The organism is Vibrio ishigakensis (assembly GCF_024347675.1).
GTDB classification, from domain to species: domain Bacteria; phylum Pseudomonadota; class Gammaproteobacteria; order Enterobacterales; family Vibrionaceae; genus Vibrio; species Vibrio ishigakensis.
Genome location: NZ_AP024881.1, coordinates 403,335 through 419,096 on the forward strand (window position 1 = coordinate 403,335; position 15,762 = coordinate 419,096).

Below are 15,762 nucleotides of genomic sequence, written 5' to 3' on the forward strand. Positions count from 1 at the left end.
ATAAGGGGTATTGCATGATTAGGCAGCGTACTTTAAAAGAGATTGTCAAAACTACTGGTGTGGGTCTTCACTCTGGTCGAAAAGTGACTCTAACGCTTCGCCCAGCAGCAGCAAACACTGGTATTATTTACCGTCGTACAGATCTAGAACCTGCTGTGGATTTCCCAGCGGACGCTAACTCTGTGCGCGACACTATGCTGTGTACAGCTTTGGTTAATGACGAAGGCGTACGTATCTCAACCGTTGAGCACTTGAACGCAGCCCTAGCGGGTATGGGTATCGATAACCTGATTATCGAAGTAGACGCACCTGAAATTCCAATTATGGATGGTAGTGCGAGCCCATTCGTTTATCTGCTTCAATCAGCGGGTATCGAAACGCAAAACGCACCTAAGCGCTTTATTCGTATCAAGAAACCTGTTCGTGTTGAAGACGGCGATAAGTGGGCTGAGCTAGTTCCTTATGACGGCTTCCGCTTGGATTTCGAGATTGAATTCGAACACCCTGCTATCGATTCAGATGAGCAGCACCTAGTGTTTGATTTCTCTTCAAGCTCGTTTGTGAAAGACATCTCTCGCGCTCGTACCTTTGGTTTCATGCGCGACATCGAATACCTACAGTCGCAGAACCTAGTTCTGGGTGGTAGCTTCGATAACGCTATCGTTCTGGATGACTATCGTATCCTTAACGAAGACGGTCTTCGCTTTGATAACGAGTTCGTTACTCACAAGGTATTGGACGCAATCGGTGATATGTACATGTGTGGTTCTCCAATCGTTGGTGAGCTTCGTGCATTTAAATCGGGCCACGGTCTAAACAACCAGTTGCTACGCGCTGTACTTGCTAACCAAGAAGCTTGGGAGTGGGTAACCTTCGAAGAAGAAGTAGGCTCACCAGTAGCGTTTGCAGAACCAAACATGGTTCTAGCGTAAAAATAGAATTAAAGAAAAAGCAGGCTTAGCCTGCTTTTTTTGTGTCTGTAATTTATGGGTCTAACTTTTATCAGCGAGCTTGGCGATATTCTGTAAGCGCTTTTTGATCTTATCTGGAGCCATTTCTGCCAGCATATTGAGATTATCTGCCGTAGCTTGAGAAAGTGGCGGTCGCTCTAGTTTTTTCTCTTCAACCCTATCAGGCTCATTGGTGTAGAGCTCAGGTCTTACGTTGATGTCGATATTGATCAGACGAGCAAAGCCTTTCTGACGAAGTTGAGAAAGCAGGTGCAGTCTGTCATAGCTGAGCTTCATCTTTATCGCGGCATTGGCCACTTCTAGAATGAGCTGACTACCTCGGCAGTTTGCAACGCGACAGTAGCGACGAATATCTTGCGGAAGGAGTTCCAGAACGGTTTGATTAAGTTGGTGTATTTGTGCCGCGTGCTGCTGAATCTCAGCAAGCTTAGATTTGCTGATGATATCTTCGGTTAGAGTGGGTCGATGGTCGCGCACGCAGTGGCTCTTGTTTTCGAAACTATATTTGCAATTTTACCACGTGTTGAGCCTTGAATCGCTCTATGTTTGCGCATTAGTCTGACAAAAACAGAAGTTTGCTCAAACAAATCTCGCTTTCCATTGGTGGCGGACTTCAAAATTTCATAAACTAGAGCACACTAAAGCTTGAATTTACGTGCTTTAAACTCAATATCTTGTGCATAACTGCAAGCTGAGCAAAATTTTGGATCAAAGGGTCCACAACACGAGAAAGATACAATCATGATAACTAAGCTACTGACAAAGGTAATTGGCAGTCGAAACGACAGGACTCTACGTCGACTTCGCAAGATCGTAAAAGAGATCAATAGCTACGAGCCAGATTACGAAAAATTAAGTGATGAAGAACTAAAAGCAAAAACTGCAGAATTTCGTCAGCGCTTAGAGCAGGGTGAAACCGTAGAACAAGTCCTTCCACACGCATTCGCAACTGTACGCGAAGCTTCTAAGCGTGTGTTCGGCATGCGTCACTTCGACGTTCAGCTTATCGGTGGTATGGTGCTAAACAACAGCCAGATCGCTGAGATGCGTACTGGTGAAGGTAAAACCCTTACTGCAACCCTACCAGCCTATCTAAACGCCCTGACTGGTAAAGGTGTACACGTAGTTACAGTGAACGACTACCTAGCCAGTCGTGACGCCGAAACCAACCGCCCTCTATTTGAATTCCTAGGTATGACTGTTGGCGTAAACGTGCCAAACATGCCACCACAAGCGAAGAAAGAAGCCTACCAAGCTGACATCCTGTACGGTACAAACAACGAATTTGGCTTCGACTACCTTCGTGACAACATGGCTTTCCGTGCTGAAGACCGAGTTCAGCGTGAACGCTATTTCGCTATCGTGGATGAGGTGGACTCCATCCTTATCGATGAAGCGCGTACCCCGCTTATCATTTCAGGCCCTGCAGAAGACAGCTCTGAACTATACACTCGTGTAAACACACTTATCCCTCATCTTGAGAAGCAGGATAAAGAGGATAGTGAAGAGTATCGCGGTGACGGTCACTACACCTTGGATGAGAAATCTAAGCAGGTACACCTTACTGAAAACGGTCAAGAGTTCGTAGAAGAACTGCTGACTAAGAACGGCTTAATGGAAGAGGGTGATACCCTTTACTCCCCAGCCAACATCAGCCTGCTTCATCACGTGAATGCAGCACTTCGTGCACACGTGCTGTTTGAGCGCAATGTAGACTACATCGTAACTGAAGAAGGCGAAGTGGTTATCGTTGATGAGCACACTGGTCGTACTATGCCGGGTCGTCGTTGGTCTGAAGGTCTGCACCAAGCGGTGGAAGCGAAAGAAGGTGTTAAGATCCAGAACGAAAACCAAACTCTGGCATCTATTACCTTCCAGAATTATTTCCGTCTGTATGAGAAGCTGTCAGGTATGACAGGTACTGCAGATACAGAAGCATTCGAATTCCAATCTATCTATGGCCTAGAAACCGTAGTTATCCCAACCAACAAGCCGATGATTCGTAACGATATGCCTGATGTGGTGTACCGTACTGAAACTGAAAAGTTCAACGCTATCATTGAAGACATTAAAGAGCGTGTTGAAAAGGGTCAGCCATCTCTAGTTGGTACTGTATCTATCGAGAAATCAGAGCTTCTATCTAACGCTCTGAAGAAATCGAAGATCAAACACAACGTACTTAACGCTAAGTTCCACGAAAAAGAAGCGGATATCGTTGCAAACGCAGGTCTACCGGGTGCAGTAACTATTGCAACCAACATGGCGGGTCGTGGTACCGATATCGTTCTAGGTGGTAACTGGAAGGCTAAGTTTGAAAACCAGGCTGAGCCAAACCAAGCTGAGATGGAAAAGGCTAAGGCTGAGTGGCAGAAAGTTCACGATGCAGTGCTAGAAGCAGGTGGTCTGCACATCATTGGTACCGAGCGTCACGAATCTCGTCGTATCGATAACCAGCTACGTGGTCGTTCTGGCCGTCAGGGTGATGCTGGTTCTTCTCGTTTCTACCTATCTATGGAAGATAGCCTACTGCGTATCTTTACATCTGACCGTATGGCTGGTCTTATCCAGTCTGGTATGGAAGAGGGCGAAGCTATCGAGAGTAAGATGCTTTCTCGCTCTATCGAAAAGGCACAGCGTAAGGTTGAGGGCCGTAACTTCGATATCCGTAAGCAGCTTCTTGAGTACGATGATGTTGCAAACGACCAGCGTAAGGTAGTTTACGAGCTGCGTGATGAGCTAATGGCTACTGACGACATCAGCGAGATGATCGAACAGAACCGTGAAGATGTAATTACTGCCTCTATCGATCAGTACATCCCGCCACAATCTATTGAAGAGATGTGGGACGTTCCAGGTCTGCAAGAGCATCTTAAGGCTGAATATGACCTAGACCTAGCTATCCAAACCTGGCTAGATGAAGACGATAAGTTATACGAAGAAGCGTTACGCGAGAAGATCCTTGCTGAAGCGGTTGCTGTGTACAAGCAGAAGGAAGAGGCAGTGGGTGAGACCGTGCTTCGTAACTTTGAGAAGTCGGTTATGCTTCAGTCTCTAGATGGTTTGTGGAAAGAACACCTAGCAGCGATGGATCACCTTCGTCAAGGTATTCACTTACGTGGTTATGCTCAGAAGAACCCGAAACAAGAGTACAAGCGCGAGTCGTTTGAGCTATTCGAAGGCCTACTTGATACCCTGAAGTCTGACGTTATCCAGATTCTAAGTAAGGTTCGAGTTCAACAACCAGAACAAGTAGAGCAAGCAGAAGCTCAGCGACAAGCTCAAGCAGAAGCTGCTGCTCGCATGGCTCAAGCTAATCACCAGCAGGCTGAGAGTCAGCTAGCGGACGGTGAAGAAGAGCAGGCTCAAGGTCAGCAACCTGTACGTAATGTTCAAAAGGTGGGTCGTAACGAGCCTTGCCCATGTGGTTCAGGTAAGAAGTACAAGCAGTGCTGTGGTAAGATTGCTTAACTATTCAATTTGAAATAGAAAGAGTCGCGTATATCGCGACTCTTTTTTTAGCTATTTACAGGAAGTGAGATGAAGCGTATCCATATCGTCGCTGGAATCATTTTGAATTCAAACAAGCGTGAAATTTTCATCACCAAGCGTCCAGACAATGCCCATAAAGGCGGATTTTGGGAGTTTCCGGGTGGAAAGGTTGAAAACGATGAGCTTGCTACGGATGCAATGGAAAGGGAACTGAATGAAGAGATTGGCATTTCTCATCTACAGCAGACCCTTTTCCAAAGCTTCGACTTTGACTACAGCGACAAGTCATTGAGCTTTGATTTCTTTCTTATTGAGGGCTTTAAAGGTGAACCCTATGGTAAGGAAGGACAGTTGGGTAGATGGGTTTCTATTGATAAGTTGAATGAGTATGCCTTCCCGGAAGCGAATCAGCCGGTAGTTGAGGCGGTTATGCGTCAATTTGTATCGAAATAGGTAATCTTCTGGATTCTAAAGTGTGATTCAGATACATTATTTGAAGAAAAAATTTGCCTATGGATATGGAGAATCTCTAAGTGGTTAGAATTGCAGTTGCCGGTGCGGCAGGTCGTATGGGGCGTAATCTGGTTAAAGCAACCAACGCTATGGAAAATGCGACATTAGGTGCAGCGAATGAGCGTCCTGAGTCTTCTTTAATCGGTGTCGATGCCGGTGAGCTTAGCGGCGAAGGCAAACTGAATGTGGCCTTGGTAGATGATTTCAGCAAAGCGGTCGAAGACTTCGACGTGATTGTTGACTTTACAGCACCAAGTAACACTTTAAAGAACTTAGAGCTTTGCAAGCAACAGGGTAAGTCTATCGTTATCGGTACTACCGGCTTTACAGAAGAAGAAAAGCAACAGATAGAGGCATATTCGAAAGAGGTTTCTATCGTTATGGCACCTAACTTCAGTGTTGGCGTAAACCTAGTATTCAAATTACTAGAGAAGGCAGCCAAGGTAATGGGTGACTATACAGATATCGAGATCGTTGAAGCACACCACCGTCATAAGGTAGATGCACCATCGGGTACCGCTATCGGTATGGGTGAAGCGATCGCTGGTGCTATGGGCAATAAGTTATCTGATGTGGCTGTTTATGCTCGTGAGGGCATTACTGGTGAGCGTACTCGCGATGAGATCGGCTTTGCAACTATTCGTGCGGGTGACATCGTGGGTGAGCATACTGCAATGTTTGCCGACATCGGTGAGCGTGTTGAGATTACTCATAAGGCTACGGACCGCATGACCTTTGCAAATGGCGCGATCAGAGCGGCACTTTGGCTGAATGACAAGCCACAAGGTCTATACACAATGACCGATGTTCTCGATTTGAACAATATTTGATGAATAAACGACGCCAGCAATGCTGGCGTTTTTTTTACCTGGAATTTAGTAGGGCTATTTATCCAATATCTATTAAGTTAAATGCTAGTTTTAAGTGTTTTAACTGGTTATTGGCCTGAAGCTTGGTTAATCGGCATTAAAGTCTAATGGTTAACGTTTGCTTTTTTGACAAGCTGCGATTTCGCTACAAGTGAAAGATAAATGGACTATATTTCCATCACTGACCAGTTTTAGGGGATGGAAAAACTGCCTAAATACGATGTTTTAGGGGCTTCAGATAAAATTGACTTTATTTGCGGCAAAAGTTTATGTCATTTTGTTGACAACGTCGGTGTGCATCTCTAAAATGCCGCCAATTTGTCTGAATTCAGCAAATGTGATCTGCCTCTATTGATGACGCAGATTTTGAAATTTAATTTAATAATTTCGCATATTTATATTTTTTGGAGGTTGTCTTGAACAAGCCAGCACTATTAGTCCTAGAAGACGGGACTGTGTTTCGTGGGGTGTCGATTGGAGCTGATGGCTCTGCAGTCGGAGAAGTTGTTTTCAATACCTCGATGACGGGGTACCAAGAAATTCTTACTGATCCTTCTTACTCTCAGCAAATCGTTACTCTTACTTACCCTCACATAGGCAATACCGGAACCAATTCCGAAGACGAAGAATCTACTTCAATCCACGCACAAGGCCTTGTGATTCGCGATCTCCCTCTAATCGCTTCTAACTTCCGTAATGAACAATCCCTTTCTGATTATCTAAAATCGCAAAACATCGTTGGTATCGCTGATATCGATACGCGTAAGCTTACTCGCGTACTGCGTGAAAAAGGTGCTCAGAACGGTTGTATCGTTGCAGGTAACAACCTAGACGAAGCACTAGCGCTATCTCAAGCGAAAGAGTTCCCTGGTCTTAAAGGTATGGACCTAGCTAAGGTTGTAACCACTAAAGAAGCTTACCCTTGGAAACAAGGTTCTTGGACGCTAACCGGCGGCCTTCCAGAAGCGAAAGATGATTCAGAACTGCCATTCCATGTTGTAGCGTATGACTTCGGTGCTAAGCGTAACATCCTGCGCATGCTAGTTGACCGCGGTTGCCGCCTAACGGTTGTTCCAGCTGAAACCTCAGCTGAAGAAGTATTGGCTCTAAACCCAGACGGCGTATTCCTATCGAATGGCCCTGGTGACCCAGAACCATGTACTTATGCTATTGAAGCAACTAAGACCTTCCTAGATAAAGGCCTACCAATCTTTGGTATCTGCCTAGGTCACCAAATTCTAGCTCTAGCGTCTGGCGCTAAGACTGTGAAGATGAAGTTCGGTCACCACGGTGCTAACCACCCGGTTAAAGACCTAGACCGCGACGTAGTAATGATTACTTCTCAGAACCACGGTTTCGCCGCTGACGAAGACTCTCTACCAGAGAACCTACGTGCTACGCACAAGTCACTATTCGACGGTTCACTTCAAGGTATCCATCGCACAGATAAGCCTGCATTCAGCTTCCAGGGTCACCCTGAAGCAAGCCCTGGTCCGCACGATGCAGCACCTCTATTTGACCACTTCATCGAACTGATTAAAGAACACAAAGCGTAATTGGAGTAGCAGAGAAATGCCAAAACGTAATGACTTAAAAAGCATTCTAATTCTAGGTGCTGGCCCGATCGTTATCGGTCAGGCGTGTGAGTTTGACTACTCTGGTGCGCAAGCGTGTAAAGCACTTCGCGAAGAAGGCTACCGAGTAATCCTGGTTAACTCAAACCCAGCGACTATCATGACTGACCCAGAAATGGCTGATGCAACATACATCGAGCCAATCCACTGGGAAGTAGTTCGCAAAATCATTGAGAAAGAGCGTCCCGATGCAGTACTACCTACTATGGGTGGTCAGACTGCACTTAACTGTGCTCTGGACCTAGAGAAGCACGGCGTGCTTGAAGAGTTCGGCGTAGAAATGATCGGTGCAACTGCAGATGCTATCGATAAAGCAGAAGACCGTTCTCGCTTCGATAAGGCGATGAAGTCAATCGGACTTGAGTGTCCACGCGCTGACACAGCTAAAACAATGGAAGAAGCATACGCTGTACTAGATATGGTTGGCTTCCCATGTATCATCCGTCCTTCATTTACTATGGGTGGTACCGGTGGCGGTATCGCGTATAACAAAGAAGAGTTCGAAGAGATCTGTCGCCGTGGTCTGGACCTGTCTCCAACTAACGAGCTTCTAATCGATGAATCACTGATCGGTTGGAAAGAGTACGAGATGGAAGTAGTTCGCGACAAAGCGGATAACTGCATCATCGTATGTTCTATCGAAAACTTCGACCCTATGGGTATCCACACTGGTGACTCAATCACTGTAGCGCCTGCACAGACGCTAACAGACAAAGAGTACCAGCTAATGCGTAACGCATCTCTAGCGGTACTGCGTGAGATCGGTGTAGAAACAGGTGGTTCAAACGTACAGTTTGGTATCAACCCGAAAGATGGCCGTATGGTTATCATCGAGATGAACCCACGTGTATCTCGTTCTTCTGCTCTGGCTTCTAAAGCAACTGGTTTCCCAATCGCTAAGATTGCAGCGAAACTAGCGGTAGGCTTTACCCTAGATGAGCTACAAAACGACATCACTGGCGGCGCAACTCCAGCATCGTTCGAACCTACTATCGACTACGTAGTAACTAAGATCCCTCGCTTCAACTTTGAGAAGTTTGCAGGTGCTAACGACCGTCTGACTACTCAGATGAAGTCTGTTGGTGAGGTTATGGCTATCGGTCGTAACCAACAAGAATCGCTACAAAAAGCGCTACGTGGTTTAGAAGTTGGTGCTAACGGCTTCGATCCTATGGTTGACCTAGACGCTCCAGACGCACTTACTAAGATCCGTCACGAGCTGAAAGACGCGGGTGCAGAGCGTATCTGGTACATCGCGGATGCATTCCGTGCAGGTATGTCTGTAGATGGCGTATTCAATCTAACTGCTATCGACCGCTGGTTCCTAGTTCAAATCGAAGAGCTAATTAAGCTTGAGGAGCAGGTTAAAGCTGGCGGTTTCGCAGGCCTTAACCAAGACACATTGCGCATCATGAAGCGCAAAGGCTTCTCTGATGCTCGTCTATCTGACCTACTAGGTGTTTCTGAAAGCGAAATCCGTCGCCTACGCGACCAGTACGATATCCACCCTGTTTACAAGCGTGTTGATACCTGTGCTGCTGAGTTCTCTTCAGACACGGCTTACATGTACTCGTCTTACGATGAAGAGTGTGAAGCTAACCCGACTGACAAAGACAAGATCATGGTTCTTGGCGGCGGTCCAAACCGTATCGGTCAAGGTATCGAGTTCGACTACTGCTGTGTTCACGCATCTCTAGCGCTACGTGAAGACGGCTATGAAACCATCATGGTTAACTGTAACCCTGAAACGGTTTCTACTGACTACGACACATCAGATCGTCTGTACTTTGAGCCTGTAACCCTAGAAGACGTGCTTTCAATCGTTCGCGTTGAGAAGCCAAAAGGCGTTATCGTTCAGTACGGTGGTCAGACTCCACTTAAACTAGCTCGTGCACTTGAAGCAGCAGGCGTGCCAATCATCGGTACTAGCCCAGATGCAATCGACCGTGCAGAAGACCGTGAGCGTTTTCAGGTTGCTGTTGACCGTCTTGGCCTACTTCAGCCAGAGAACGCAACTGTAACCACTATGGACCAAGCGGTTGAGAAGTCTAAAGAAATTGGCTTCCCACTGGTTGTTCGTCCTTCATACGTACTTGGTGGTCGTGCGATGGAAATCGTATACGACGAGCAAGACCTACGCCGCTACTTCAACGAAGCAGTAAGCGTATCTAATGAATCTCCAGTTCTTCTGGACCGCTTCCTAGATGACGCAACTGAGGTTGATATCGATGCTATCTGTGACGGTGAGCGCGTAGTAATCGGCGGCATCATGGAGCACATCGAGCAAGCGGGTGTTCACTCAGGTGACTCAGCGTGTTCTCTACCGGCTTACACCCTAAGTCAAGAGATCCAAGACACCATGCGTGAGCAAGTAGAAAAGCTAGCGTTTGAACTAGGTGTTCGCGGTCTAATGAATACTCAGTTCGCAGTTAAAGACAACGAGGTTTACCTAATCGAGGTTAACCCACGTGCTGCACGTACTGTGCCTTTCGTATCTAAGGCAACAGGTGCACCACTTGCGAAAATCGCTGCACGCGTAATGGCGGGTCAATCTCTTGAGTCTCAAGGCTTCACTAAAGAGATCATCCCACCTTACTATTCAGTGAAAGAAGTTGTTCTACCATTCAACAAGTTCCCTGGTGTTGACCCACTATTGGGCCCTGAAATGCGCTCAACAGGTGAGGTTATGGGTGTAGGTGCAACCTTCGCTGAAGCATTCGCTAAAGCTGAGCTTGGTTGTGGCAAGATCTACCCAGAAGGTGGCCGTGCACTTTTATCTGTTCGTGAAGGCGACAAGCAACGCGTTGTGGACCTAGCATCTAAGATGATCAAGCTTGGTTATCAGCTAGACGCTACTCACGGCACTGCGGTAATCCTAGGTGAAGCAGGCATTAACCCACGTCTAGTAAACAAGGTACACGAGGGTCGTCCTCATATCCTTGACCGTATCAAGAACAACGAGTACACCTACATCGTAAACACGGCTGCTGGTCGTCAAGCGATTGAAGACTCTAAAGTTCTTCGTCGCGGTGCACTGGGTGAGAAGGTGAACTACACCACAACGCTAAACGCAGCGTTTGCAGCTTGTATGTCTCATACTGCTGATGCGAAAAGCAGCGTGACTTCAGTTCAAGAGCTGCACGCAAAAGTGAAATCAAGCCTAGCTTAATTCACTGGTACAACTTTTAAAAAAATAATAACTAGTGGAGCAACTTGCTCCACATAGACAACCTCATTGCCCGCTATGTTAGCGGGCTTTTTTTCGTCTGAAGAAAGCCAAATGTAACTGATGAAAATATGGAATAGGTTAATATCCAAGCTTTCCCTTTAGCCACACCTATAGGGGTGCTATTGTTCGCCCTCTTATTTGGTTTTATTGCACACAGGAAGTACAAGTTTGGAGTTTAGTCTCGAGGTGCTCACCTTTTTATTCTTTGTCGCAAGCCTAGCGGGTTTTATTGACGCTATGGCGGGCGGTGGTGGTCTGTTGACGGTTCCTGCATTGTTGGCGGCGGGTGTACCTCCTACACAAGCCCTTGCGACCAATAAACTGCAGAGCTCATTCGGCAGTTTTTCAGCGAGTTTGTACTTTATTCGTAATGGTCTAGTCAGCCTGAAAGAGATGCGCCTTGCGATATTCTTCACCTTTATCGGAGCTGCAATAGGTGCTGAGGCGGTACAGTTTATCGACGCCTCTATATTGACTAGTCTGATCCCAGTACTGCTAATCCTGATCTCTCTGTATTTCTTGCTTGCACCACCAACGCGTGAGTCTTCTCACGGCAAACAGAAGATCTCAGATGCCATGTTTGCGCTCACTGTAGGTGGAAGTGTTGGCTTCTATGATGGCTTCTTCGGCCCTGGCACTGGCTCTATCTTTACCGTTTGCTTTGTGGCGATTGGACATTTCTCACTGGTGGATGCAACCGCGCGTACCAAGGTGCTGAACTTCACTTCCAACTTTGCAGCGCTGACCTTTTTTATCATCGCAGGTCTGCCTATCTGGGAGATAGGTTTAGTGATGGCTGTCGGCGGCTTTATTGGCGCTAGATTAGGGGCGAAAGTGGTGATAAGCAAAGGGCAAAAATGGATTCGCCCTATGGTGATTGTGATGTCTATGGTGATGGCAGGTAAGCTGCTTTGGGAACAACATCAGCAATGGTTTGTATCATTCTTCTGACCCGTTCGCTCTTTTCGCTACTCACTCGAACACAGACATAGATAGGTCTGTACAGGTGATTCAGTTCTTCGAATCGATAGGCATAGTCTTCTGATATAGAGAGAGCTTTGACAATTGAGTAGGGAACCAGAGCAGGGGCGAGTCCGCCAAGGGCAAGCTGAGCGGCTGCAGTGTAGGAGTCCATCTCCATAGCGGGCGCAATACCTATCTTGCTCAGTTGTGGTCTTTGATAGCTATTGGCTGGGTTAGAAAGGTCATTGCAGATAAGGGTGTCGGGCAGTGTATCTAGCTTTTCTTTGCTAACCACATAGAAGGGTTCATCTAGTAGATGATAGACTTTCAAACCATGGTGCGCAGGCAGAAAGCCGGCACACAGACCTATAGTCGCTCTTCCTGATTGCACATTCTCTACTATGCGTGGAGTGTGGTTGGTGCTGATGGTAAAGCTGCTTTCCACCTGCTTAAGCTCAGTGATTTTTTCACTCAGATAACCAGCTATCAGGGTTTCAGAGCAGTCCATAGTGATAGGTGTGTGTTCTGAGATGTTCTGTTGATCAAATATCCTCCCTTGTAACTCAAGAAAGCTAGGGCCTATGTTCTCTATCAAACGCTCCGCATCGGCAGTGAGTTTGATCTGCCTACCATCGGGTTCAACTAACTTTTTGTTAAGACGCTTTTCAAGGTTCGAGATACGCTTACTCACCGCAGATTGACTGATGTAGAGTTGCGAGCCTGCCTTACTCATGGTCTTATGCTTGCTAAGAACGATTAGGGTTTCGATGCCTTCCAGTAGCATAGTAGGTATGAAATTTAGGAATCAGTTCTCTCAAGTTAGATGATCTCGAGGCAAAAGAAAAGGCATCCGAGGATGCCTTTCTAGCTATGTTTTCTTGGGTGCAAAGGTTGGCAATGAGAGGTGCCAACGTATCGCTGCTAGCCTGATAGTTAGGGTTACGAATATACCGCCGAGCATGGCATTGTTGGTGCCAAGGCCTAGAGATAGCAGAGATGTATGCACAACACCACCTGCGATACAGGCAGTCGCATATACCTCACTTCGAAGTACCATAGGGATCTCTCGAGCTAGGATGTCACGTATGATACCGCCACCACAACCGGTTAATACGCCCATCATCACCGCGATAAGATAAGAGTCTTGATAGGTGAGAGCCTTCTCCACACCAATCCCCACAAAGGCCGCAAGACCGATAGCATCGCACACTGGCAGGACATACCAAGGGATGCGCTTAGGTCGACGAACGATCAGCATGGTAGCCAAGCTAGTGAGTATGATCACCCAGATATAGCTGGTATCACCTATCCAAAAAACAGGTGTCGCGCCTATCATCATGTCGCGAATGGTGCCGCCACCGATAGCAGTTACCGAGGCAAGCACTAGCACGCCAAACGGGTCCATTCTCAGGCGTCCTGCAAGCAGTACCCCTGAGATGGCAAAGATGGCTGTACCAAAAAGGTCTATAAAATAGAGTAGGCTCATCGTTTAGCAATCAGATCAAGCATGTTAAATACCATCTCCGATGAGCTTTTTGCTGCCAGTGGAAGGAACTCTTCAAAGCTCATTGGTGATTCTTTATCTGCCACATCAGAGATAGCACGTACTACTACGAAAGGTACCTTGAACTGGTGACAAGTCTGCGCGATAGCCGATGCTTCCATCTCAACAGCGATAACGCTTGGGAAGTCGCGACGGATACGGGCCTGTGCTTCTGGAGTACATACAAAGGTATCGCCAGTACAGATAAGACCGCGAACTGCGTGTTGACCAGTCAGTGCTTTCTCTGCCAATTCGATAAGTTCTTTATCAGCAATGAAGGCCGCTGGTTGACCTGCCATTTGACCAATTTCATAACCAAATGCAGTTACTTCAGCATCATGATGGCGAACTTCAGTAGAGATGATTACATCACCTAGGTTCAAGCTAGAATCGAAGCCACCTGCAGAGCCAGTGTTGATCACAACATCAGGTTGGAAATCACTGATAAGAAGTGTGGTACCTACAGAGGCGGCTACCTTGCCGATACCCGATTGCAGAAGGACAACCTCAACGCCATTGATCTGGCCGGTGAAAAAGGTGCAGCCACCTTTTTGTTGTTCAACAAGGTTGGAAATAGACTGTTTTAGGATGGAAACCTCTTGCTCCATCGCGCCGATAATTCCGACTTTCATGCAAATCTCGCTCTAGATAGATAATTTTGAGCGAGATTCGCATACAGCTAAAAAATATACAAGAGGTTTATGGGTTAATTTGGTTGGCTTCTAGCAGTGCTTTTCTGAGCTTGTCCGCACGTTCTCGATTCACCCCAAAATCCGAGTGTCCAGTGCGAGATTCCGAGCGCACGATAAGCTTACCATCTTGGATCCTGAGCTCGAGATCATCGACGAACCTAAAGATGCGACTGGTGTATTCAATGCGCAGATAGTCACTCTCTTTTACCGCGGTTTTAGCGCGTCCTAAACTCAGCGCAGCCTGTTCGATACCATCGATACTCGACTCTTTGGTGAGGGAATATGGAGCCAGCGAATGTTTCTCTCTGTCATCTTGAGTAGAGACACAATTAGGTTTATCGCCACATGGGTTAAGGGATCTGTCTTGCATCTGGATATCTCCACTACTGCAGGCCGTGCTGAGCACGGCCAAGCTAGCGATTGTTAAGGCTTTCTTCATTCAACTATACCTGTAGATAATCAAGGATACCGTCGGCAGCCTTGCGGCCTTCATCTATAGCAGTCACCACTAGATCAGATCCTCGAACCGCATCACCACCAGCAAAGATCTTCGGATTAGTGGTTTGGAAGGTGAACTCTTGTTGCGCGGGTGCCTTGATGCGACCCCAATCATCTAGGTCCACCCCATGAGGTGCTAGCCAATCCATTTTATGAGGCTGGAAGCCAAATGCCATGATTACCGCATCTGCAGGGATAACGTGTTCACTTCCAGCAACTTCAACTGGGCGGCGTCTACCTGCTTCATCTGGCTCTCCTAAGGTTGTTTTCACTACCTTAACTCCAGATACCTTGCCATGTGAATCGACCTCGACACCTAAAGGCTGAAGGTTGAATTGAAAGTCCACGCCCTCTTCACGAGCATTTTTCACCTCACGACGTGAGCCCGGCATGTTCTTTTCATCACGGCGATAAGCACAGATAACGTTTTTCGCATTTTGACGGATAGAGGTACGTACGCAATCCATCGCGGTATCACCACCACCGAGAACCACTACACGTTTACCTTCCATACTCACTAGAGGCTCTTTCGAATCTAGTCCCATTACGTTGTAGGTATTGGAGACAAGAAACGGCAGGGCATCATACACACCCAGTGCATCTTCGTTGGCAAGGCCTGCTCGGATATTCTTATAGGTGCCTACACCTAGGAATACGGCATCGTACTCTTCGATAAGCGATTCCATAGTCACGTCGCTACCTACTTCGGTGTTGAGGCGGAACTCAACCCCCATCTCAGTAAAGATCTCGCGACGGTTTTGAATCACCTCTTTCTCAAGTTTGAACGATGGAATACCGAAGGTGAGTAGGCCGCCAATTTCAGGGTAACGGTCGAAGACCACGGCTTTAACGCCATTGCGCACTAGGATGTCTGCAGCGGCTAAGCCTGCTGGTCCTGCGCCAATAATGGCGACCTTTTTATCTGTCCATACTACCTTAGACATATCTGGGCGCCAGCCCATCTCGAAGGCCTTGTCTGTAATGTACTTTTCAATATTGCCTATGGTTACCGCACCGAAGTCATCACTTAGGGTACAAGATCCCTCACACAACCTGTCTTGTGGGCAAACGCGACCACACACTTCCGGCAGTGAGTTGGTTTGGTGAGACAGCTCAGCCGCCTCTATGATGCGTCCCTCATTGGCCAGTTTTAGCCATTGAGGGATGTAGTTGTGTACGGGGCACTTCCATTCGCAATATGGGTTACCACAATCTAGGCAGCGGTCAGCTTGAGCGCTCGCCTGTTGTTTAGTGAAGGGTTCGTAGATTTCTACGAACTCTATCTTGCGGATATTAAGCGGCTTCTTTGCCGGGTCGACACGATTAACGTCGATAAACTGATAAACATTCTGACTCATAAT

General features: G+C 47.0%; 13 protein-coding genes. 7 read left to right on the forward strand and 6 right to left on the reverse strand.

Features of this window, described 5'->3' with window-relative positions; genetic code table 11:
* Positions 1-14 precede the first annotated feature (14 nt).
* Positions 15-932: a UDP-3-O-acyl-N-acetylglucosamine deacetylase gene (lpxC, locus tag Pcarn_RS01975; RefSeq protein ID WP_261834733.1), complete on the forward strand. Its 918-nt coding sequence runs from the start codon at positions 15-17 to the stop codon at positions 930-932.
* Between the two features lie 60 nt (positions 933-992).
* Here lpxC and Pcarn_RS01980 read toward each other — a convergent pair whose 3' ends face one another.
* Positions 993-1,448, reverse strand: a complete 456-nt coding sequence (locus tag Pcarn_RS01980; RefSeq protein WP_261834734.1) for a DUF721 domain-containing protein — start codon at positions 1,446-1,448, stop codon at positions 993-995.
* Between the two features lie 264 nt (positions 1,449-1,712).
* On the opposite strand from Pcarn_RS01980, the gene secA reads away from it, so the two are divergent.
* The 6 genes from secA to Pcarn_RS02010 all read left to right on the forward strand — a co-directional run bounded on the left by secA (position 1,713) and on the right by Pcarn_RS02010 (position 11,656).
* Positions 1,713-4,439 carry a preprotein translocase subunit SecA gene (gene secA, locus Pcarn_RS01985; protein WP_261834735.1) on the forward strand — a complete coding sequence of 909 codons (2,727 nt, stop codon included), beginning with the start codon at positions 1,713-1,715 and terminating at the stop codon, positions 4,437-4,439.
* A gap of 69 nt (positions 4,440-4,508) precedes the next feature.
* Positions 4,509-4,913, forward strand: coding sequence for an 8-oxo-dGTP diphosphatase MutT (gene mutT / locus Pcarn_RS01990; protein ID WP_261834736.1), 405 nt, complete (start codon positions 4,509-4,511; stop codon positions 4,911-4,913).
* Between the two features lie 80 nt (positions 4,914-4,993).
* Complete coding sequence (gene dapB / locus Pcarn_RS01995; RefSeq protein WP_261834737.1) at positions 4,994-5,803, forward strand: 4-hydroxy-tetrahydrodipicolinate reductase; 810 nt, start codon at positions 4,994-4,996, stop codon at positions 5,801-5,803.
* A gap of 455 nt (positions 5,804-6,258) precedes the next feature.
* Positions 6,259-7,398, forward strand: coding sequence for a glutamine-hydrolyzing carbamoyl-phosphate synthase small subunit (carA, locus tag Pcarn_RS02000; RefSeq protein WP_261834738.1), 1,140 nt, complete (start codon positions 6,259-6,261; stop codon positions 7,396-7,398).
* A gap of 16 nt (positions 7,399-7,414) precedes the next feature.
* A complete protein-coding gene (carB, locus tag Pcarn_RS02005; RefSeq protein ID WP_261834739.1) occupies positions 7,415-10,645 on the forward strand; it encodes a carbamoyl-phosphate synthase large subunit in 3,231 nt (1,076 codons plus the stop codon).
* A 228-nt stretch (positions 10,646-10,873) separates the two neighbouring features.
* Entirely contained in the window at positions 10,874-11,656 is a 783-nt protein-coding gene (locus Pcarn_RS02010) for a TSUP family transporter (protein ID WP_261834740.1), read from the forward strand.
* On the opposite strand, the gene Pcarn_RS02015 is transcribed toward Pcarn_RS02010, so the two are convergent.
* From Pcarn_RS02015 to Pcarn_RS02035, 5 genes are all read right to left on the reverse strand, one after another.
* Positions 11,592-12,452, reverse strand: coding sequence for a LysR family transcriptional regulator (locus Pcarn_RS02015; RefSeq protein WP_261834741.1), 861 nt, complete (start codon positions 12,450-12,452; stop codon positions 11,592-11,594). The two genes, Pcarn_RS02010 and Pcarn_RS02015, sit on opposite strands and share 65 nt — an antisense overlap.
* Before the next feature lie 84 nt (positions 12,453-12,536).
* Entirely contained in the window at positions 12,537-13,154 is a 618-nt protein-coding gene (locus Pcarn_RS02020; protein ID WP_261834742.1) for a trimeric intracellular cation channel family protein, read from the reverse strand.
* Complete coding sequence (gene mtnN, locus Pcarn_RS02025) at positions 13,151-13,843, reverse strand: 5'-methylthioadenosine/S-adenosylhomocysteine nucleosidase (protein WP_261834743.1); 693 nt, start codon at positions 13,841-13,843, stop codon at positions 13,151-13,153. Before mtnN ends, Pcarn_RS02020 begins: the two co-directional genes overlap by 4 nt.
* Before the next feature lie 67 nt (positions 13,844-13,910).
* A complete protein-coding gene (locus Pcarn_RS02030) occupies positions 13,911-14,342 on the reverse strand; it encodes a DUF1499 domain-containing protein (RefSeq protein WP_261834744.1) in 432 nt (143 codons plus the stop codon).
* A gap of 4 nt (positions 14,343-14,346) precedes the next feature.
* Positions 14,347-15,759, reverse strand: a complete 1,413-nt coding sequence (locus Pcarn_RS02035) for an FAD-dependent oxidoreductase (protein ID WP_261834745.1) — start codon at positions 15,757-15,759, stop codon at positions 14,347-14,349.
* Positions 15,760-15,762 lie beyond the last annotated feature (3 nt).